This window comes from Devosia ginsengisoli, from assembly GCF_007859655.1.
GTDB classification, from domain to species: Bacteria; Pseudomonadota; Alphaproteobacteria; order Rhizobiales; family Devosiaceae; genus Devosia; species Devosia ginsengisoli.
Genome location: NZ_CP042304.1, coordinates 2,446,639 through 2,463,894 on the forward strand (window position 1 = coordinate 2,446,639; position 17,256 = coordinate 2,463,894).

The window sequence follows — 17,256 nt, forward strand, 5'->3', positions numbered from 1 at the left end:
AATTGCCCGAGGTCGGACATGACGAAATCGCTCAACGCCATCGCCCAGAAGCTCATGGAGCCGGGCAAGGGCATCCTGGCTGCCGACGAATCCGAAGGCACGATCGCCAAGCGCTTCGCCAAGATCAACCTGCCCAATTCGCTCGATCTGCGCCGCGACTACCGCGAAATGCTGTTCCGCTCGACCGAGGCGATGACCAGTTACATTTCCGGCGTCATCCTGACCGAGGAAACGCTGGAGCAGCATGCTGCCGACGGCACCGCCTTCCGCGCCATCTTGGCCGATGCCGATGTCATTCCCGGCATCAAGGTCGATCGCGGCGCCTTCCCCATGCCGGGCGACAGCGGCGAGAAGATCACCGAGGGCCTCGATGGCCTGCGCCAGCGCCTGACGCGCTATGCCGAGCTGGGCGCTGGCTTCGCCAAATGGCGCGCCGTCATCACCATCAATGACGTGGCCCCCACCCGCAACAATATCCGCGCCAATGCCCATGCCTTGGCCCGCTACGCCATTCTCTGCCAGGAAGCCGGCATCGTACCGGTGGTCGAGCCCGAAGTGGTGGGCGATGGCGATCCCGGCAATCATTCGATGGAGCGCTGTGCCGCCGTGACCGGCGACGTGCTGGAAAACACTTTCAAGGAGCTGCGCCTGGCCGGCGTCGATCTCGGCGGCATGCTGCTCAAGCCCAATATGGTGCTGCCAGGCATCAATTCGCGCGAACGGCCCAGCGTCGAGGATGTCGCCCGCCGCACTGTCGCCGTACTGCGCGAACATGTGCCGGCCGCCGTGCCCGGCATTGCCTTCCTCTCCGGCGGCCAGACCGACGAGGAGGCGACCAGCCACCTTTCGGCCATGAACCAGATCTCGGGCAAACCCTGGCCGCTGACCTTCTCCTATGGCCGCGCCCTGCAGAATGTCGCCTTGCGCACCTGGGCCGGCCGCCGCGAGAATTTCCCGCAGGCGCAGGTCGCCTTCACCCACCGCGCCCGCATGAACTCGCTGGCCGCCCTGGGCACCTGGACCGGCGAACTCGACCGCGCCGCTTAGAGAACCGTTTCAGTTCTACCTTGACGTCCCAACGTCACACCTTGCGCGCTCTCCTCCCAGGGAGCGCGCATTTTCTTTGCGCCTGTCGGGGCCTTCGCCTATTGGAAAGGCGTCCTCTTGTCGCCAAAATGGGCAGACAGAAGGATGTCCAGTGTCGAGTACCCGGAAGCCATGGCCCCCCAGCTTTATCTGATCACCCCCGCCAATGCCGATCCGGCCAGCCTCCCTGCCGCGCTCATGGCGGTGCTCAACGCCGCCGAATTCTCGGCGCTGCTGGTGGCGCGCGGCGACATGGATGACGCGACCTATGCTGCGCTGGCGGCCACCGCGGTCAATATCGGCCAGGGCGCCGGCTGCGCCGTACTGATCGAGGACGACATCGCCCTGGCCAGGCGCCTGGGCGCCGATGGCGTGCATGTGACCGGCGATCCGTCGGCACTCAAGGCCGCCATATCAGCGCTCAAGCCGGCCATGATCGTCGGCGCGGGAAACCTCCATTCCCGCCACGACGCTATGACCGCAGGCGAGATGGATATCGACTACGTCTTTTTCGGCCGCACCGACGGCAAGCCCGATGCACAGGCGGCCGACCTCGCCGAATGGTGGGCACAGACTTTCGAAATACCCGCCGTATTGAGCCAGCCCGAAGCCGGCCCCGGCACGGCAGATTCCCGCGGCGCTGAATTCCTCGCTTTGTCACACAGCCTGTGGTCTGCCGCCGCACCTGATGACGCCATGCGGGCCATTGCCGCCGAACTCGGAGTTTCGGCATGATGCGGCGCCTCCTGCTGGTCATCCTTCTGGCGCTGACGCCGCCGCTTGCCATGGCGCAGGACGCGCCGGACAATCCGGCCGACACCATTTCCGACGAGATTTTTGGCCCGCGCGTGCCAACTGACGAGGCGTTCGGCGCCTTCCAGCGCGGCTATTTCCTCACCGCGCTTGAGCTGGCTCTGCCCCGTGCCGAACAGGGCGACGCCGCTGCGCAGACCCTGATTGCCGAACTCTATGCCAAGGGCCTGGGCGTGGCCCAGAACGACCAGCGCGCTGCCGGCTGGTATCAATTGGCCTCCAATGGCGGCGACCATCTCGCCACATTCGCGCTGGCTCTGGCCTATCAGGACGGTATCGGCGTGCCCAAGAACCGCACCCGCGCCGCCGAACTGTTCAACAAGGCCGCCGAGGCCGGCTATGTCCCGGCCAAATACAATATGGCCCTGCTGCATGTCGAAGGCGTCTATGCCTCGCCCAGCCTGGTGACCGCCGCCGAGCTGATGAAGGAAGCCGCCGACGCCGAACTGCCCGAGGCGCAATACGACTATGGCACCATGCTGATCGAAGGCGCGGGCCTCGCCCCCAATCCGGCCGAGGGCGCCCGCTATATCGGTCTCGCCGCCGAACAGAACCTGGTGCCGGCCCAGGTCGACTACGCCACCCTGCTCTATCTCGGCCAGGGCGTGGACAAGGACGTGCCCGGCGCCGCGACCTGGTATGGCCGCGCCGCCGAGGCCGGCAATGCCGTGGCGCAGAACCGCTATGCCAAGCTGCTCGCCGTTGGCGAAGGCGTGACGCTCAATCTCGAAGATGCCGCCATGTGGCGCGCTTTGGCCCGCAGGCAGGGGCTCAGCGACCCCTCGCTCGACCGGCTGCTGGTCTCCATTCCCGAGGCGGACCTGGCCCGCGCCGAGGAACGCGCCCGCTTCTGGCCCTCGACACCACCCAGCGTCGAAACTGTGCTGGAAATCCCCACCACCGGTGCAGAGCCGCAGGGCAATGCCCTGCCCGCGCCCACCGATGCCGACAGCGCGCCGTCAGGCGCCGCAGCGCAAGACCCTTGAACCAGCGGGCGTTCTGAGGCAATAAGCCCGCCACGCCCATAAAGCCCCATCAACGTCAGGTCAGCCGCATCCGGCGCGCGTGGCCCGAACCGACAATTCCGCGCACCCGAAAGCAACGCAATGGCCAAGATCAACGGCAACGAAATCCGCCCCGGCAATGTCGTCAACCACCAGGACCGCCTCTGGGTCGCGGTCAAGGTCGATCACGTCAAGCCGGGCAAGGGCGGCGCCTATGCCCAGGTCGAGCTCAAGGCCATTCTTGGCGGCACCAAGCTCAACGAGCGCTTCCGCTCGGCCGAGACGGTGGAAACCGTCGAGCTGGAATTCCGCGACTTCACCTATCTCTACGAGCAGGGCGACAGCCTGGTCTTCATGGATCAGGACAGCTACGAGCAGGTCGAACTGGCCAAGGATTTCGTCGGCGAGCGCGCCGCCTTCCTGCAGGACGGCATGAAGATCACCCTGGAAATGCACGAGGAAACCCCGCTCGGCATCCGCTTCCCGGCCAATGTCGTGCTCGAAGTCACCGAGGTCGATCCGGTGCAGAAGGGCCAGAGCGTCTCCAGCCAGTTCAAGCCGGCCATCCTGGCCAACGGCCTGCGGGTCATGGTGCCGCCCTTCATTGCCGCGGGCGAGCGCATTGTGGTCGACACCACGGAAGCCACCTATATGCGCCGGGCGGACTGAACCATGGCACGCTCAGCAATCCTCAACGTCATGGTCAACGCCGCCATCAAGGCCGGCCGGTCGCTGACCAAGGACTTTTCCGAAGTCGAAAACCTGCAGGTTTCCCGCAAGGGTCCGGCCGATTTCGTCTCCAAGGCCGACCTGCGCGCCGAACAGATCGTCTATGACGAACTGCTCAAGGCCCGCCCCACCTATGCCTTCCTGATGGAAGAGGGCGGCGAAGTGGCCGGCACCGACGGCCAGCATCGCTGGCTGATCGACCCGCTCGACGGCACCACCAATTTCCTCCACTCGATCCCGCTCTTCGCCTGCGCCATTGCGCTTGAGCGCGCCAACGAGATCGTCGCCTCGGTGATCTACAATCCGGTGCTCGACGAACTCTACACTGCCGAAAAGGGCGGCGGCGCCTGGCTCAACGACCGCAAGCGCCTGCGCGTCGCCGGCCGCAAGTCGCTGGCCGATGCCGTGGTCTGCACCGGCATCAAGACGCAGGGCACCGCCAATGACGCGCTGCAACTGCGCCAGCTCGCCCATATCAATCCCGCTGTTGCCGGCATCCGCCGCTCAGGCTCGATCTCCATGGATATGGCCTGGCTCGCCTCGGGCCGCTACGACGCCATCTGGGAAGCCGGCCTTTCCCCCTGGGACGTGGCGCCGGGCTTGCTCATGGTCAAGGAAGCCGGCGGCTTCGTCTCCGACTATGCCGGAAGCCCCGGTTCGGTCTGGAACGGCCAGGTCGTCGCCGGCAACGAAAGCCTGCAGGCCGCTTTGCTGAAGCAGCTCAAGGGCATCCAGTAGAGATAACTTGACTGTGTAAATCATCAAAACTACCAACCCCGCATTGCCATTCGCAATTGCGGGGTTTTTGATGCTTAAGCTACAGTCCTTTCTCGGTGCGCTGGCAATTGCCACGGCCATGCTGACCGGCACTCAGGCGCAGCAGGCACCCTTCCCCGTGACCATCGAGCACACATTCGGCACGGTGACCATCCCGGCCGAACCACAACGCGTCGTGGCGCTCATGGATCGCGACGTCGACACGTTGCTGGCGCTGGGCATCAGGCCGGTCGCCATCCGATCCTGGTACAATTTCGATACCGGCGCGGGTGCGTGGTCGGTTGACCTGCTGGGCGACACCAAACCCACGGTCTGGAAGGGCCGCGACCTCAACTACGAAGCCATCGCCGCCGAAGACCCCGATCTCATCGTCTTTGCCAGCTCCGGCGGCGATGCCGAGGAATATGAGCGGCTGAGCCAGATCGCGCCAACTGTTTCCCTGCCCAAGGGCGAACTGCCCTGGGGCTCGACGACCATCGGCACCACGCGGTTGATCGCCCAGGCCGTCGGCCGCGAGGCCCAGGGCGAGGCCCTGATCGCCGAACTGAATGCCTATCTCGCCGCGCAGAAGGCCGCGCATCCCGAATTTGCTGGTCACACGGCCAACTATCTCGACGTGCACCAGGGCGGCCTGACCTATTACGCCCGGGCGCAGTTCATCAACGCGACGCTCTACCAACTCGGTTTCTCGCCCATCGAGGCCGTGCTCGCGATCCCGGCGGGCGAGAGCTACGCCACGACATCGGACGAGCAGGCCGCCCTGGTCGATGCCGATATCCTGCTCATTTACCCCTTCGGCCTCAGCCGCGAGGAAATGCTGGCCGCACACCCGACCCTGCCCAATATCGGGGCGTTCAAGAATGGCGGTGCCATCATCCTGCCCGACCTGGCTTTCTCGCAGGCCTCGGTCATCTCCATCCCCTATGCGCTCGAACGGCTGCTGCCCGAGTTCAGCGCCGCTTTGGCGCAATGACCCAAGTGGCCGGCGGCTGAAGAGCCGCCGCCCCCGATCACGCCTCCACCATCCGTTAACCTTTCTCATTGCCCCCTCCGCCAGTGCTGACTAGTCTGGCGGCCTGTGATTTGCGCGTAAGGGGCAAGGTTAAGGCAGATGACGCAAGGCTATGATCCCTACCACCTGGCCAGCCCGACCGTTTACCTCGTCAAGATCGTGATTTTCCTGGTGCTGGTGGCGCTGGTCGCGGCCATCCTGTTCACCAATATCGTCACCTTCTTCTGGGCTAACCCCTTTATCAATTCGCTGATTTTCTTCTCGCTGTTCATCGGCATCTTCCTCAGCTTCCGCCAGGTCATTCGCCTGTTCCCCGAGGTGAAGTGGGTCAATTCCCTGCAGGACGGCACCTCGACCAATGTGCGTCCGCCCATCCTGCTCGCGCCGGTCGCCGGCATATTGCGCGAGCGGATCGGGGAAGCGGTGATCACGCCCTCCTCCATGCGCTCCATCCTCGATTCGGTCGGCAACCGGCTCGACGAAGCCAAGGACACCTCGCGCTATCTCACGGGCCTCTTGGTTTTCCTCGGCCTCATGGGCACTTTCTACGGCCTGCTGGAAACCGTGGGTTCGGTGGCCGGCGTCATCAATGCGCTGGACGTCACTTCCGCCGACAGCGCCGCCCTGTTCGGCAATCTCAAAGAGGGCCTGGCCGCACCCCTGGGCGGCATGGGCACCGCCTTTTCGTCATCGCTGTTCGGCCTTGCCGGTTCGCTGGTCCTGGGTTTCCTCGACCTCCAGACCAGCCAGGCGCAGAATGCCTTCTATACCGATCTCGAGGACTGGATGACCTCGATGACCGAGCTCGATCACCCGGTCAGCGCCATGCAGGCCAGCGCCGGTGGCCCGGAAATGCAGGCCATGTTCGACAAGCTCGGCGACAGCATGCAGAGCCGGGATTCCAGCCAGAACGCCATCCGCGCCATGGCCGAGCTGGCGCGCGGTATTGACGGGCTGGTCAAGCATATCCGTACCGAGCAGGACGATCTGCGCAAGCACATCACCGAGCAGGGCGAAACCAACCAGAAGCTGCGCGAATTGATCGAGGCGGTGCTGTCGCAAGGCGACAACGAGCGGCGGAACTAACCCATGGCCTTTGCCCGCGCCCGCCGTCGCCAGGAGGCCAATTACTGGCCCGGCTTCGTCGACGCCCTGTCGAGCCTGCTGCTCGTCATCATCTTCATGCTGTCCCTGTTCATGCTGACCCAGTTCTTCCTGGGCCGGGAAATCCAGGGCCGCGACTCCGCGCTGGCCCGCCTCAACAGCCAGATTGCCGAGCTGACCGACCTGCTGCAGCTCGAACGCGCCAATTCCGACGATCTGACCACCCAGATCGCCACGCTGACAGCCACGCTGGGCAGCGCCCAGGCCGATAATGCCAGCCTCAGCAGCCAGCTTGCCGGCATCGGTGCCGGCCTTGGTGACAAGGATGCCGCCATTGCCGGCCTCGAGGATGACCTGATGGCGGCCCAGGAACTGTCCGACGAGGCCAATGCCCAGGTCGCGCTGCTCAACCAGCAGCTTGCCGCCCTGCGCACCCAGATCGGCGCGCTGGAAGCCGCCCTCGAAGCCTCGGAAACCCGCGATACCGAATCGCGCACCCAGATCGCCGATCTCGGCCGCCGCCTCAACCTGGCTTTGGCCCAGCGCGTACAGGACCTCTCGCGCTACCGTTCCGACTTCTTCGGCCGCCTGCGCGAAATCCTCGAAGGCCGCGCCGATGTCCGCGTCGTGGGCGACCGCTTTGTGTTCCAGTCCGAAGTGCTGTTCGCCCCCGGCCAGGCCGATATTTCGTCCGAAGGCACGCCCGACCTCGACGCTTTGGCCGAAGCCATCTTGCAGCTCGAAACAGAGATTCCGCCCGACATCAACTGGGTTTTGCGCATCGACGGCCACACCGATATCAGGCCGATCTCCAATGCCCGCTTCCCCTCGAACTGGGAACTGTCGGCTGCCCGCGCCATTTCGGTGGCACAATATCTGGTGAGCAAGGGCGTCTCGCCCAACCGCCTGGTCGCCGCCGGCTTCGGCGAATTCACCCCACTCGACCCCGGCAATACCGAAGAAGCCTATCGGCGGAACCGCAGGATCGAGTTCAAGCTGACGGAGGGGTGATCGGCGACGGCGCAGCGCGCCGGCAAATCGCTCCAGTGGAGCGATTTGAGCCGATCACGGGTCGAGCCTTGCGAGACCCCGGGCCGGCGCCTGGGAGCCACAATGCTACCCCGCATCGTCCAGCCGAAACTGCAACCGCGCCAGCTCGGCATAGCGCCCGCCCTTGGCGACCAGTTCGTCATGCGTGCCCTGGTCGATGATGTGGCCGCCATCGAGCACCAGGATCTTGTCGGCGTCGCGAATGGTGGCCAGCCTATGGGCGATGACCAGCGTGGTGCGGCCCGCCATCAGGTGCTCCAGCGCGGTCTGCACCAGCCGCTCGCTCTGCGCATCCAGCGCGCTGGTGGCCTCGTCGAGCAACAGGATGGGTGCATTCTTGAGAATGGCGCGCGCAATGGCGAGGCGCTGCTTCTGCCCGCCCGACAGCATGACGCCGCGTTCGCCCACCATCGTGTCATAGCCCAGCGGCAGGTCCATCACGAAATCATGCACCAAAGCGGCGCGTGACGCCGCCTCCACCTCGGCCTCATCAGCATCAGGTTTGCCGAAGCGGATATTCTCGGCAATCGTGCCGGCAAAGATGGTCGGCTCCTGCTCGACATAGGCAAAGCGTTGCCGCAATTCGCGCAGGCGCACATCGCGAATATCCACGCCATCGACGCGGATCACCCCGTCGCTGACATCATAGAAGCGCTGCAGCAGCGACAGGGTCGTGGATTTACCCGAGCCCGAGGCCCCGACCAGCGCCACCGTCTCCCCGCGCCCAACACTGAAATCGAGCCCGGTCAGAACTGGTTCGGACCCGTCATAGGAGAAATTGACCTTTTCGAACGCCACCGTGCCCAGCGCGGGAACAGGCAGCGCCACCGGATTGGCCGCTTCACGGATGGTGGGTTCGGTATCGAGGATTTCGGTCAGCCTTTCGGTGGCGCCAGCCACCGATTGCAGCGTGCCCAGCACTTCGCTGACATTGGTCAGCGCGCCCGAAGCCATCAGCGCATAGACGAGGAACTGCGCCAGTTGCCCGGCCGTCACCGTGCCCTCGAAGACCGAGCGGGCACCCCACCAGACCAGGAACACCAGGGCTGCCGTGCCGAGGAAAATCACCATGCCGACCAGCACGGAGCGTGCCAGCAGCCGGCGCACTTCGGCGCTGTAGCTGGCTTCGCTGCGCTCGTCATATTGGGCAGCCTGCACCGGCTCCTGGGTGAACGACTTAACCGTGCGGGTGGCGCCCAGCATTTCGGTGGCCATGGCGGAAAGATCGGCCAGCGCATCCTGCGTCCGGCGCGACATGCCACGCAGCCGGCGGGCAAAGGTGATAACGGGGAAGAGAATGGCCGGCGCCGCAATCACCACGGCCAAAGTCAGGATCGGACTGGTCAGCAGCATCATGATCAGCGCGCCGACAATGGTGACCATCGAGCGCAAGGCCAGCGAGAAGCTCGATCCCACCGCGCCGCGGATCATCGCCACGTCGCCATTGAGCCGGCTGGTGAGTTCGCCCACCCGATGTGTATCGAAATAGCGCGCATCCAGCCCCAGCAGGTGCGCGAACACCGCCTGCCGCAGATCGGCCAGCACGCGCTCGCCGATGACCGAGATGAAATAGAACCGCGCCCCGCTCGCCACCGCCATGATGGCCGCAACACCCACGATCAGCCAACCATAGCGGCCGACATTTTCCAGGTTCTGCGTAATGAAGCCCTGGTCGATGGCCCCACCCAGCAGCGCCGGAATGGCCAGCGAGGCGACGGCCGACACCAGCAGGAAGGCCACGGTGAGCCCCAGCCGCACCGGATAGCGCAGCATGAAGGGCACCAGCTTGCGCAATGGCTGCAGCTTGCGGGGGTTGACGACCGGAGTCGCTACGATCTTTTCGGCGTCAGCCTGAGCCGGGGCGGCCTGGTCTGTCATCGCGAGGTTACGCCACCTGTTTTGGGGAAAGGCTGGATTGGTGCTTGGATATAGGCACTGCCTGGCGGGGCGGCAACAGCTTTGTCCGGTGCGAAATTGCCGCGCCCGCGCCCTTGCGGAGAAGCCGGGCTTTCTGTATGAAGCCGGCAACACCAGTTTTAGATGCTCTCCGGGCGCCACGGCGCCCGTTTGATTTGAGGCGATACCGATGAAGGCTGATATCCATCCGGACTACCACACCATCACTGTGGTCATGACCGACGGCACCACTTACGAAACCCGCTCGACCTACGGCAAGGCCGGCGACACCCTGCAGCTCGACATCGACTCCAAGACCCATCCGGCCTGGACCGGTGGCACGGGCCAACTGCTCGACCGCGGCGGCCGCGTTTCGCGCTTCAAGGAGCGTTTCAAGGGTCTCGGCATCTAAGCCGATCCGCGATGAATTCGAAAAGCCCGGCCAGTGTGCCGGGCTTTTTGTTTTGCCAGCCTTGTTGTGCACAGTCGTTGTAACACCCACCATGTCATCCCGGCCTTGAGCCGGGATCCATCCTGAGATGTGTCGGGGCATGCTCGGTGGCTCATCCATCGACCTTGCGGCCGTAGCCAAATCTCAAGCCAGCCCCGGCTCAAGGGGAAGTGTTTATTTCGAGCGCTTGGTGCTTGGGGCGTTCCCCTTCTCCCCTCGTGGGAGAAGGTGCCCGAAGGGCGGATGAGGGGGCGCCGCGTTATCCCTCATCATTGAAGCATGGGCGGACGCAGCCCCTCACCCGGAAATCCGCTGAACGCGGATTTCCACCCTCTCCCACGAGGGGAGAGGGGTAACCGGCCTCTTGCGTCCAAAGGGAACACTCCAGGCTCTAGGCCGGGGTGACACCGCAAGTGGGGATGTCTCGAGCGCTACTGAAAAACCTAAACCCGGCCGAACGCCGCCTTGAGTCGGGCCAACTGGTCGGCAATGCCATTGGCCGTGCCCGGATCGAGCTCGGGCATGCGGCCACGCTCCAGCGTATCGAACTGCATTACCCGGTCGAACAGCCGGTCGCCCTTGTCGATATAGGCGCGCAGGGTTTCCGGCAATTGGTCGTAGCCCGGCCCGCCGCGTTCCGAAGGCGTGGCCGAAAACTTGACCTTCTCCTTTTCGGAGCGGGCATTTTCCTTGCTGATTTCGCCTTCGTTGACCGCGCGCTGCAACAGCAGCCATGAGGCCAGCTGCATCAGCCGCGTGGTCAGCCGCATGGATTCGGTGGCGTAGAGGAACGAGGCTTCGCGCCCCAGGATCCGGCTCTCATTGCGGCCTTCGCCGTCGAGATAGGCCGCCACGTCCTCGATCAGGCCCATGCCTTCGCGATAGAGCAGGTCGAATCCGCCCGACGCCACGATGCGTGGCCCGATGGCGATTGCCGGTCCTGTCTCTTTCAAATCCGTCAAACGCATGCTCCCTGACGATGGCCATGCTAGGCCCAAACCGGCAAGGCGTCATCCCTTGCGGTCCATCAAGCTAAAAAGAGCTTTAAGATCAGGGCCATACCAAGGCCAATAGGACGCCCAAAAGAAAAAGAGCGGCAAAAACCGCTCTCGAAGTTAACAGGGAGGCGTCAAACAGAGGGAGAAACCACTCTGCAAAATCCAGAACAATCTGAATAATGTCAGGTTACCGCCAAGAGATTAATTCTCCGTTAACAGGAGTCGATTTCTTAACCCTGACAGTCCGTTGCGCAATCATGCCGGGGGCTGGGCCAGCAGGGCCGCAAGGCATTGCCAGATTCCCGAGCCGAGCAGGAGCGTCACGCCCCATGCTGCCACGCCCAGCAACAGGATCAGCACGCCATTGCCGATGGTGTCAGGCTGCTGCCCGAACCCGCCTGCGGAATTGCCCGATCTGGTGACATTGCGCGCCATGTCGAACTCCCTGGTTCGTCGCCGACGCACAAAGCTACGCCTCTCGCCCAAAATGTCTATCAATTCAGTAGTGTATTTTCTCCACCATGGCCGCCACGCGGGAAAATCCTGCCGGCCGGCACTGGTTGAACGGATTCTGAATGGTCCGTTCCGGCCGCGCTCATCACCCGCGCGCTAAGCCGGAATCCTCACGTAATGAGGAGGAATCGATGACCACTCTTTCTGCTGGAGCCGCTGCCGGTCTGCTGGTCGCGCTCATGGTGATATCGACCACGGACGGCAATAGCGCCGAGCTGCTGCCCGCCGTGAACCAGGCCAAGGGCTTCGTCCATCCGGGCGATATCAGGGGCTTTAATCCCCAGCCCGACCCACCGCGCGAAATCGGCGGCTTCGACCCGCAGCCCGACCCGCCGAAAGTGTTCGGCGATGGCTCGGTCAAGCCGGTCGGGCACGGCTAGAGCGTTTCCAGCAAAAGTGGAGACGGTTTTGCGGTTCGGAAACGCGACAAAATAAGGACCTAGAACTTGAACGCGGCGTCCGCTGCCTTGCGCGTGGCGCCGCGGGCTTCGATCGTGGCCTTGAGCCGCTCGATCTCGACCTCGAGCAGGTTGATGCGCTCATGCAATTCCTCCACCGACATGGTGTCGATGGTCATGCCCACCTCATGGCCTTTGGGCTTCTTGATCTCTTCGTCAAACATTGTTTCAGCCTCCTGCGCCAGGGTTGAACCCTCAGCTTAGCGCGAAAGGCTTGCCGAGCAAATCCGCATCGGCCAGCATGGTGGCATGACACTTACCGATATGCACGCCATTGCCATCGCCCGCCCAGGCGGTCCCGAAGTCCTCGAACTCCAGCGCCTGCCCGCGCCCGCCTGCCGGGACGGCGAGGTGCTGATCCGCGTTGCCGCTGCCGGGGTCAACGGCCCCGACCTGGCCCAGCGTCGCGGCCACTACGATCCGCCGCCCGACGCCTCGCCCCTGCCCGGCCTCGAAGTTGCCGGCGAAATCGCCGCGCTTGGCGCTGGCGTCACCAACTGGCAGGTCGGCGACCGCGTCATGGCGCTGGTCAATGGCGGCGGCTATGCCGAATATGCCGCCGTGCCATCAGGCCAGGTGCTGCCCATCCCCGACGGCTGGAGCTTCGCCGAAGCCGCCGCCCTGCCCGAAACCTGGTTCACCGTCACCCAGACCCTGGTCATGCGCGCCGGACTCGAACCGGGCATGACCGTGCTCGTGCATGGCGCCTCCGGCGGCATCGGTGGCGCCGCCATCCAGATATCAGCCATTCTCGGCGCCCGCGCCATCGGCGTCGTCTCGTCGCCTGAAAAGGCCGACTATGCCACCCGGCTCGGCGCCTTCGCCACCATCGACCATACCAGCGAGGACATTACAGCCCGCGCCTTGGCGCTGACCGACGGCAAGGGCGTCGATCGCGTGGTCGACATCATCGGCGGCAAGATGGCCGAACAGAATGTCGCCGCCTCGGCGCGAGGCGGCCATATCGTCCAGGTCTCGACGCTGGACGGCAGCACGGCCAGCCTGTCGCTGCGCGCCATCATGGCCAGGCAATTGACGCTGTCCGGCTCCACTCTGCGGCCGCAGACATCAGCCACCAAGGCCGCCATTGCCGATCGTATCCGTGCCGACCTGCTGCCCGCTTTGTCGCGGCCCGGTTTCGTCAAGCCATCAGTGGCGCACTTCCCGCTGGCCGAGGCCTCCGAGGCCCACCGCGCCATGGAAGCCCGCCGTCACCTGGGTAAAATCGTGTTGATCACGCCATTCGGCGCCGCTTCCTCTCCCTGAAAGAGGCCGTAAAAAACCGACATCGCCATTGCGGATCGGCCGCTAAACCCATATATTGTGGCTTATTCCCCCTCAGCATAAAGCAAAGAGGCGGAGCGGCCCGGAGGAAAACCGGCCGCGCCTGCAGGAGAGTTTTATCATGACCCAGCCTTTGTTGATGCCCAAGGCGACCGCTGTCTGGCTCGTCGACAACACTGCGCTGTCGTTCGAGCAGATCGCTGCCTTTTGCACGCTGCATCCGCTCGAAGTTCAGGGCATTGCCGATGGCGATGTCGCTGGCGGCATCATGGGTGTCAATCCGATCCAGAACGGTCAGTTGACCCGCGAAGAGATCGAAAAGGCCGAGGCCGACCCCAATTATCGCATGAAGCTGAGCGAGCCCAAGGTTCGCGTCGCCGCCGCCAAGCGCAAGGGCCCGCGCTACACCCCGATTTCGCGCCGCAACGAGCGCCCCAATGCCATCAAGTGGCTGGTGCGCAATCACCCCGAACTCAAGGACGCCCAGATCATGCGCCTGGTCGGCACCACCAAGTCGACCATCGACTCGGTGCGCGATTCCACCCACTGGAATTCGGCCAACCTCGCCGCCATGGACCCGGTGACCCTGGGCCTGTGCAGCCAGATCGACCTCGATCTCGAGGTCAAGCGCGCCTCCAAGGGTGCGCCGGGCATCGATGAGGCCGAGGAAGGCACCATGCTGATGACGGCCGAAGAGGCCCTGGCCCGCTCAGGTGCCCGCGGCCACGCCGAAGGCGAAGAAGGTGAATTCGCCGCCAACGATCATCGCCCCGCCGAGGCGCAGGACGATTTCGACGCCGACTCGGTCTTCTCCAAGCTCAAGTCGCTCAACACCGACAGCGACAACTAAGAGGCAACGGCCAGCGGAATGGAAAACAACATCCTGCTGGCCGTTTTCGTACTCCTGGCCACCAGCGTCGCGCTGGTGCCGCTGGCCAAGGCCCTGGGCCTCGGCACCGTGCTAGGCTATCTCGCCGCCGGCATCCTGATCGGCCCCTATGGCCTGGGGCTGGTGTCCGACACCGACCTCGTCCGCCAGATCGCCGAATTCGGCATCGTCATGATGCTGTTTCTCATTGGCCTCGATCTGCAACCCAGCGAAGTCTGGCGTATGCGCCACAAGGTGCTCGGCCTCGGCGTCACCCAGCTCGCCCTTACCTCCATCATCATTGCCCTGGCGCTGCTGGCTGCCGGCTTTGCGCTCAATGTCGCCGTCATCATCGGCCTGGCTCTGTCCATGTCCTCGACGGCCATCGCCATGCAATCGACCCAGCAGCGCGACATCACTCGCACCGATGCCGGCCGGGCCAGCCTCGCCGTACTGCTGGTGCAGGATGTTTCGGTCATCCCCATCCTGGCCGCCATTCCGCTCCTCGCCATGCCCGAGGCGGCGCTGGACCACGAAGTGGCGAGTGCCGTCGAGATCCATCGCCAATCCCATGGATTGGATCACGCCCCTCATCATCATCGGCGCCTTTGTCGGCGCGGTGCTCGCCGGACGTTTCCTCGTGCGTCCGGTGCTGCGCTTCGTGGCGCTGACCGGCGTGCGCGAAGCCTTCACCGCCCTGGGGCTCGCCATCGTCTTTGGCGCGGCCCTTTTGGCCCAGTTCGAAGGCTTTTCGCCGGCTTTGGGCGCCTTTATCGGCGGCGTGCTGCTGGCCGACAGCGAATATCGCCACGAACTCGAAAGCAATCTCGAACCCTTCAAGGGCCTGCTGCTCGGGCTGTTCTTCATCTCGGTCGGCATGTCGATCGCCTTCGACATCCTCTGGTCCGAACCGCTGCGACTGCTGGCTTTGGTGCTCGGCTTCGTCGGCATCAAGATCGCCGTGCTCTTCGTGCTGGCGAGCCTGTTCCGCATGCATCTGGCCGACCGGCTGCTGGTAGCCATCCTGCTCAGCCAGGCCGGCGAATTTGCCTTCGTCATCCTGCAATTCGCCCAGAACAACAGCGCCATCGGCGCCGACGACCACGCTTTCCTGGCCGTTGCCATCGCCCTTTCCATGGCGACGACACCCCTCCTCCTGCTGGCCTTCGACCGCCTGATCGCCCCGCGGCTCGATGCACGGCGCAAGGGCGAACGCCCCAACGACCCCATCGAGCATCGCCGCATCGTCGTGCTCGGCTATGGCCGCTTCGGCCAGATCGTCACCCGCATGCTGCGCAGCCAGGGCTTCGACATGACGCTGATCGACGACGATCCCGCCCAGATCGAGCTGGTGCGCAAATTCGGCGTCAAGGTGTTCTACGGCGATGGCTCGCGGCTCGACCTGCTCCATGCCGCCGGCGTCGGCCAGGCCGAGCTGGTGGTGATCGCCGTGGGCGGGCGCGACCGCATCCTCGACATCGCCCGCAACCTGCGCAAGCATTTCCCCTCGGTCACCGTCGCCGCCCGCGCCGTCGATCGCGGCCATGCCCATGAGCTGATGGCCATGGGCGTCGAGATTTTCGAGCGCGAAACCTTCCTCTCCGCCATCAGCCTCGGCGCCAAGGTGCTTACCCAGCTTGGCGTGGCCCCCAACGACGCCATGCACATGGCCCAGGCCTTCGAGCGCCATGACAACGAATTGCTACATGACAGTTTCGCCGTGCGCCACGACGAGGACGCCTATATCGGCATGGTGCGCAATTCCATGGACCTGCTCAACGAAGCCATGAGCGGCGACACCCCATCTGCCATTCCAGTTGACAAGCCCGCCCCGAAGCGTACCGAGTAGTACGATAATTTTTGAGCCCTCATGGTGAGCCTGTCGAACCACGAGGGCGGGCACGCTGACAGTGCTCCGACCTCGTCCTTCGACGGGCTCAGGATGAGGCCTACTGACTCTTCTCGCCCATTCCGGACCACTCCATGCCCATCTTCGATCCCTATTTCGTCACGGTCGCCGTGATCGCGGTGCTGGTTGTCGGCCTGTCCAAGGCCGGCCTGCTCGGCAGCCTGGGCATGGTCGGCGTGCCGCTGCTGAGCCTGGTCATGCCGGCCCGCGATGCCGCGGGCATCATGCTGCCCGTGCTGCTGGCCATGGATGTCATCGCCGTCTGGACCTATCGCAAGGAAGTCGACTGGCGTATCCTGCGTATCATGCTGCCCGGCGCGGCCGTGGGCACGCTGCTGGGCTGGGCGCTGTGGTCCGTCGTGTCAGATGCCGGCGTGCTGCTCTTTGTCGGCGTGGTGACGCTGCTCTTCATCCTCGATGCCCTGCTGCCCCTGCGCAAGAAGCTCGAAGGCCTGCCCCCGTCCCGGCTCTGGGGCAATTTCTGGGGCGGCTTTGCCGGCTTCACCAGCTTCATCAGCCATACCGGCGGCCCGCCCTTCCAGATCTATGTGCTGCCCCAGCGCCTGACGCCGGCCATTTATTCGGGCACCTCGGCCTTCTTCTTCGCCATCGTCAATTCGGCCAAGCTGATTCCCTATTTCTTCCTGGGCCAGCTCAATGTCCACAATCTGCAACTGTCCGCAGCGCTGATTCCGGTCGGCATTATCGGCGTGCTGGCCGGCGTCTGGCTGGTCCGCCGCATCTCGATGAAATGGTTCTACCTTATCGCCTACTGGCTGGTTTTCCTGCTCGCGCTCAAGCTGGTCTGGGACGGGGCGCGAGGGGTATTCTGGGGCTTGTGAACGGCATCCACGTCTGCGGTGACATCACCCCCACCCTCATTCCCCCTTGTGGGGAGGGAATGAGGGTGGGGGTCTTTCGAGCGCACCGCGCTCAGACAAAGGCAACAAAAAAGGGCCGCAGCCTGTGCTGTGACCCTTCGAAAACCCAGATGGGCGGCTTGCTGCCGCTCTTACTGGGAAACCGCACTGAATTTGTAGATCTGGTCCTTCACTTCGAGTTTCTTGCGCTTTAGCGCGCTGACCATCAGATCGTCGTGGCGGGTGCTTTGCAGTTCTGCCTGGATCTGGCGGTCCAACTCCTGGTGGCGCCGTTCGAGCGCCGCGATATGCCCTTCAGTCGTCATGACAACTCCTTGAAAGCCTATGTGGACGAGGTGATCGTCACAAATAATTCACGACTTGTCGACTGCCTTCCGGAGGGCTCTTGAAATCTGGTGCAAAACTCCCCGTGATCGGTTAACC

Annotated in this window: 19 protein-coding genes and 1 pseudogene; 15 read left to right on the plus strand and 5 right to left on the minus strand. The window is 64.1% G+C overall.

Annotated features, from left to right (window positions below):
• Nucleotides 1-18: 18 nt before the first annotated feature.
• The 8 genes from FPZ08_RS11960 to FPZ08_RS11995 all read left to right on the plus strand — a co-directional run bounded on the left by FPZ08_RS11960 (nucleotide 19) and on the right by FPZ08_RS11995 (nucleotide 7,536).
• A complete protein-coding gene (locus FPZ08_RS11960; protein ID WP_146290236.1) occupies nucleotides 19-1,047 on the plus strand; it encodes a class I fructose-bisphosphate aldolase in 1,029 nt (342 codons plus the stop codon).
• Between the two features lie 144 nt (nucleotides 1,048-1,191).
• Nucleotides 1,192-1,821, plus strand: coding sequence for a thiamine phosphate synthase (locus FPZ08_RS11965; protein WP_146290237.1), 630 nt, complete (start codon nucleotides 1,192-1,194; stop codon nucleotides 1,819-1,821).
• A complete protein-coding gene (locus FPZ08_RS11970) occupies nucleotides 1,818-2,885 on the plus strand; it encodes a tetratricopeptide repeat protein (RefSeq protein WP_146290238.1) in 1,068 nt (355 codons plus the stop codon). Before FPZ08_RS11965 ends, FPZ08_RS11970 begins: the two co-directional genes overlap by 4 nt.
• A 120-nt stretch (nucleotides 2,886-3,005) precedes the next feature.
• The gene (efp, locus tag FPZ08_RS11975) at nucleotides 3,006-3,572 is read left to right on the plus strand and encodes an elongation factor P (protein WP_146290239.1); all 567 of its coding nucleotides are present in this window, start codon (nucleotides 3,006-3,008) and stop codon (nucleotides 3,570-3,572) included.
• Between the two features lie 3 nt (nucleotides 3,573-3,575).
• The gene (locus tag FPZ08_RS11980) at nucleotides 3,576-4,370 is read left to right on the plus strand and encodes an inositol monophosphatase family protein (RefSeq protein ID WP_146290240.1); all 795 of its coding nucleotides are present in this window, start codon (nucleotides 3,576-3,578) and stop codon (nucleotides 4,368-4,370) included.
• 70 nt (nucleotides 4,371-4,440) lie between these two features.
• Entirely contained in the window at nucleotides 4,441-5,382 is a 942-nt protein-coding gene (locus FPZ08_RS11985) for an iron-siderophore ABC transporter substrate-binding protein (protein ID WP_146290241.1), read from the plus strand.
• Between the two features lie 138 nt (nucleotides 5,383-5,520).
• Entirely contained in the window at nucleotides 5,521-6,507 is a 987-nt protein-coding gene (locus FPZ08_RS11990) for a flagellar motor protein MotA (RefSeq protein ID WP_146290242.1), read from the plus strand.
• A 3-nt stretch (nucleotides 6,508-6,510) separates the two neighbouring features.
• Nucleotides 6,511-7,536, plus strand: a complete 1,026-nt coding sequence (locus tag FPZ08_RS11995; protein ID WP_146290243.1) for a peptidoglycan -binding protein — start codon at nucleotides 6,511-6,513, stop codon at nucleotides 7,534-7,536.
• A gap of 105 nt (nucleotides 7,537-7,641) precedes the next feature.
• Here FPZ08_RS11995 and FPZ08_RS12000 read toward each other — a convergent pair whose 3' ends face one another.
• Nucleotides 7,642-9,453 (minus strand): ABC transporter ATP-binding protein, encoded by a 1,812-nt coding sequence (locus FPZ08_RS12000; RefSeq protein ID WP_146290244.1) that lies wholly within the window; start codon nucleotides 9,451-9,453, stop codon nucleotides 7,642-7,644.
• Between the two features lie 208 nt (nucleotides 9,454-9,661).
• Between FPZ08_RS12000 and rpmE the strand changes: the two genes are divergently transcribed.
• Nucleotides 9,662-9,883: a 50S ribosomal protein L31 gene (rpmE, locus tag FPZ08_RS12005; RefSeq protein ID WP_146290245.1), complete on the plus strand. Its 222-nt coding sequence runs from the start codon at nucleotides 9,662-9,664 to the stop codon at nucleotides 9,881-9,883.
• Between the two features lie 482 nt (nucleotides 9,884-10,365).
• Here the strand turns inward: rpmE and rcdA are convergent, their stop codons facing one another.
• Together rcdA and FPZ08_RS12015 are read right to left on the minus strand one after the other, a co-directional pair.
• Nucleotides 10,366-10,884: a protease adaptor protein RcdA gene (rcdA, locus tag FPZ08_RS12010; RefSeq protein ID WP_246132636.1), complete on the minus strand. Its 519-nt coding sequence runs from the start codon at nucleotides 10,882-10,884 to the stop codon at nucleotides 10,366-10,368.
• Nucleotides 10,885-11,175: 291 nt separating this feature from the next.
• The gene (locus FPZ08_RS12015) at nucleotides 11,176-11,355 is read right to left on the minus strand and encodes a hypothetical protein (RefSeq protein WP_146290247.1); all 180 of its coding nucleotides are present in this window, start codon (nucleotides 11,353-11,355) and stop codon (nucleotides 11,176-11,178) included.
• Between the two features lie 209 nt (nucleotides 11,356-11,564).
• On the opposite strand from FPZ08_RS12015, the gene FPZ08_RS12020 reads away from it, so the two are divergent.
• Entirely contained in the window at nucleotides 11,565-11,813 is a 249-nt protein-coding gene (locus FPZ08_RS12020; protein WP_146290248.1) for a hypothetical protein, read from the plus strand.
• 59 nt (nucleotides 11,814-11,872) lie between these two features.
• Here the strand turns inward: FPZ08_RS12020 and FPZ08_RS12025 are convergent, their stop codons facing one another.
• Nucleotides 11,873-12,055: a DUF1192 domain-containing protein gene (locus FPZ08_RS12025; RefSeq protein ID WP_146290249.1), complete on the minus strand. Its 183-nt coding sequence runs from the start codon at nucleotides 12,053-12,055 to the stop codon at nucleotides 11,873-11,875.
• Nucleotides 12,056-12,140: 85 nt separating this feature from the next.
• Between FPZ08_RS12025 and FPZ08_RS12030 the strand changes: the two genes are divergently transcribed.
• From FPZ08_RS12030 to FPZ08_RS12050, 5 genes and pseudogenes are all read left to right on the plus strand, one after another.
• Nucleotides 12,141-13,157 carry an NAD(P)H-quinone oxidoreductase gene (locus tag FPZ08_RS12030; protein WP_146290250.1) on the plus strand — a complete coding sequence of 339 codons (1,017 nt, stop codon included), beginning with the start codon at nucleotides 12,141-12,143 and terminating at the stop codon, nucleotides 13,155-13,157.
• A 139-nt stretch (nucleotides 13,158-13,296) separates the two neighbouring features.
• Nucleotides 13,297-14,025 (plus strand): DUF1013 domain-containing protein, encoded by a 729-nt coding sequence (locus FPZ08_RS12035; RefSeq protein WP_146290251.1) that lies wholly within the window; start codon nucleotides 13,297-13,299, stop codon nucleotides 14,023-14,025.
• 18 nt (nucleotides 14,026-14,043) lie between these two features.
• Nucleotides 14,044-14,499 (plus strand): annotated as a pseudogene (locus FPZ08_RS23020) (cation:proton antiporter domain-containing protein); the annotation flags it as partial.
• 115 nt (nucleotides 14,500-14,614) lie between these two features.
• Entirely contained in the window at nucleotides 14,615-15,892 is a 1,278-nt protein-coding gene (locus FPZ08_RS22630) for a cation:proton antiporter domain-containing protein (protein ID WP_186766966.1), read from the plus strand.
• A 134-nt stretch (nucleotides 15,893-16,026) separates the two neighbouring features.
• Nucleotides 16,027-16,794, plus strand: coding sequence for a sulfite exporter TauE/SafE family protein (locus FPZ08_RS12050; RefSeq protein WP_146290253.1), 768 nt, complete (start codon nucleotides 16,027-16,029; stop codon nucleotides 16,792-16,794).
• 170 nt (nucleotides 16,795-16,964) lie between these two features.
• Here the strand turns inward: FPZ08_RS12050 and FPZ08_RS12055 are convergent, their stop codons facing one another.
• A complete protein-coding gene (locus FPZ08_RS12055) occupies nucleotides 16,965-17,138 on the minus strand; it encodes a YdcH family protein (RefSeq protein WP_146290254.1) in 174 nt (57 codons plus the stop codon).
• Between the last annotated feature and the right edge of the window lie 118 nt (nucleotides 17,139-17,256).

What these genes read in the sequence shown, in the direction of transcription:
- FPZ08_RS11960 (WP_146290236.1), top strand. Translation starts at nt 19, where the DNA reads ATGACGAAATCGCTCAACGCCATCGCCCAGAAGCTCATGGAGCCGGGC.
- FPZ08_RS11965 (WP_146290237.1), top strand. Translation starts at nt 1,192, where the DNA reads ATGTCCAGTGTCGAGTACCCGGAAGCCATGGCCCCCCAGCTTTATCTG.
- FPZ08_RS11970 (WP_146290238.1), top strand. Translation starts at nt 1,818, where the DNA reads ATGATGCGGCGCCTCCTGCTGGTCATCCTTCTGGCGCTGACGCCGCCG.
- efp (WP_146290239.1), top strand. Translation starts at nt 3,006, where the DNA reads ATGGCCAAGATCAACGGCAACGAAATCCGCCCCGGCAATGTCGTCAAC.
- FPZ08_RS11980 (WP_146290240.1), top strand. Translation starts at nt 3,576, where the DNA reads ATGGCACGCTCAGCAATCCTCAACGTCATGGTCAACGCCGCCATCAAG.
- FPZ08_RS11985 (WP_146290241.1), top strand. Translation starts at nt 4,441, where the DNA reads ATGCTTAAGCTACAGTCCTTTCTCGGTGCGCTGGCAATTGCCACGGCC.
- FPZ08_RS11990 (WP_146290242.1), top strand. Translation starts at nt 5,521, where the DNA reads ATGACGCAAGGCTATGATCCCTACCACCTGGCCAGCCCGACCGTTTAC.
- FPZ08_RS11995 (WP_146290243.1), top strand. Translation starts at nt 6,511, where the DNA reads ATGGCCTTTGCCCGCGCCCGCCGTCGCCAGGAGGCCAATTACTGGCCC.
- FPZ08_RS12000 (WP_146290244.1), bottom strand. Translation starts at nt 9,453, where the DNA reads ATGACAGACCAGGCCGCCCCGGCTCAGGCTGACGCCGAAAAGATCGTA.
- rpmE (WP_146290245.1), top strand. Translation starts at nt 9,662, where the DNA reads ATGAAGGCTGATATCCATCCGGACTACCACACCATCACTGTGGTCATG.
- FPZ08_RS12015 (WP_146290247.1), bottom strand. Translation starts at nt 11,355, where the DNA reads ATGGCGCGCAATGTCACCAGATCGGGCAATTCCGCAGGCGGGTTCGGG.
- FPZ08_RS12020 (WP_146290248.1), top strand. Translation starts at nt 11,565, where the DNA reads ATGACCACTCTTTCTGCTGGAGCCGCTGCCGGTCTGCTGGTCGCGCTC.
- FPZ08_RS12025 (WP_146290249.1), bottom strand. Translation starts at nt 12,055, where the DNA reads ATGTTTGACGAAGAGATCAAGAAGCCCAAAGGCCATGAGGTGGGCATG.
- FPZ08_RS12030 (WP_146290250.1), top strand. Translation starts at nt 12,141, where the DNA reads ATGACACTTACCGATATGCACGCCATTGCCATCGCCCGCCCAGGCGGT.
- FPZ08_RS12035 (WP_146290251.1), top strand. Translation starts at nt 13,297, where the DNA reads ATGACCCAGCCTTTGTTGATGCCCAAGGCGACCGCTGTCTGGCTCGTC.
- FPZ08_RS22630 (WP_186766966.1), top strand. Translation starts at nt 14,615, where the DNA reads ATGGATTGGATCACGCCCCTCATCATCATCGGCGCCTTTGTCGGCGCG.
- FPZ08_RS12050 (WP_146290253.1), top strand. Translation starts at nt 16,027, where the DNA reads ATGCCCATCTTCGATCCCTATTTCGTCACGGTCGCCGTGATCGCGGTG.
- FPZ08_RS12055 (WP_146290254.1), bottom strand. Translation starts at nt 17,138, where the DNA reads ATGACGACTGAAGGGCATATCGCGGCGCTCGAACGGCGCCACCAGGAG.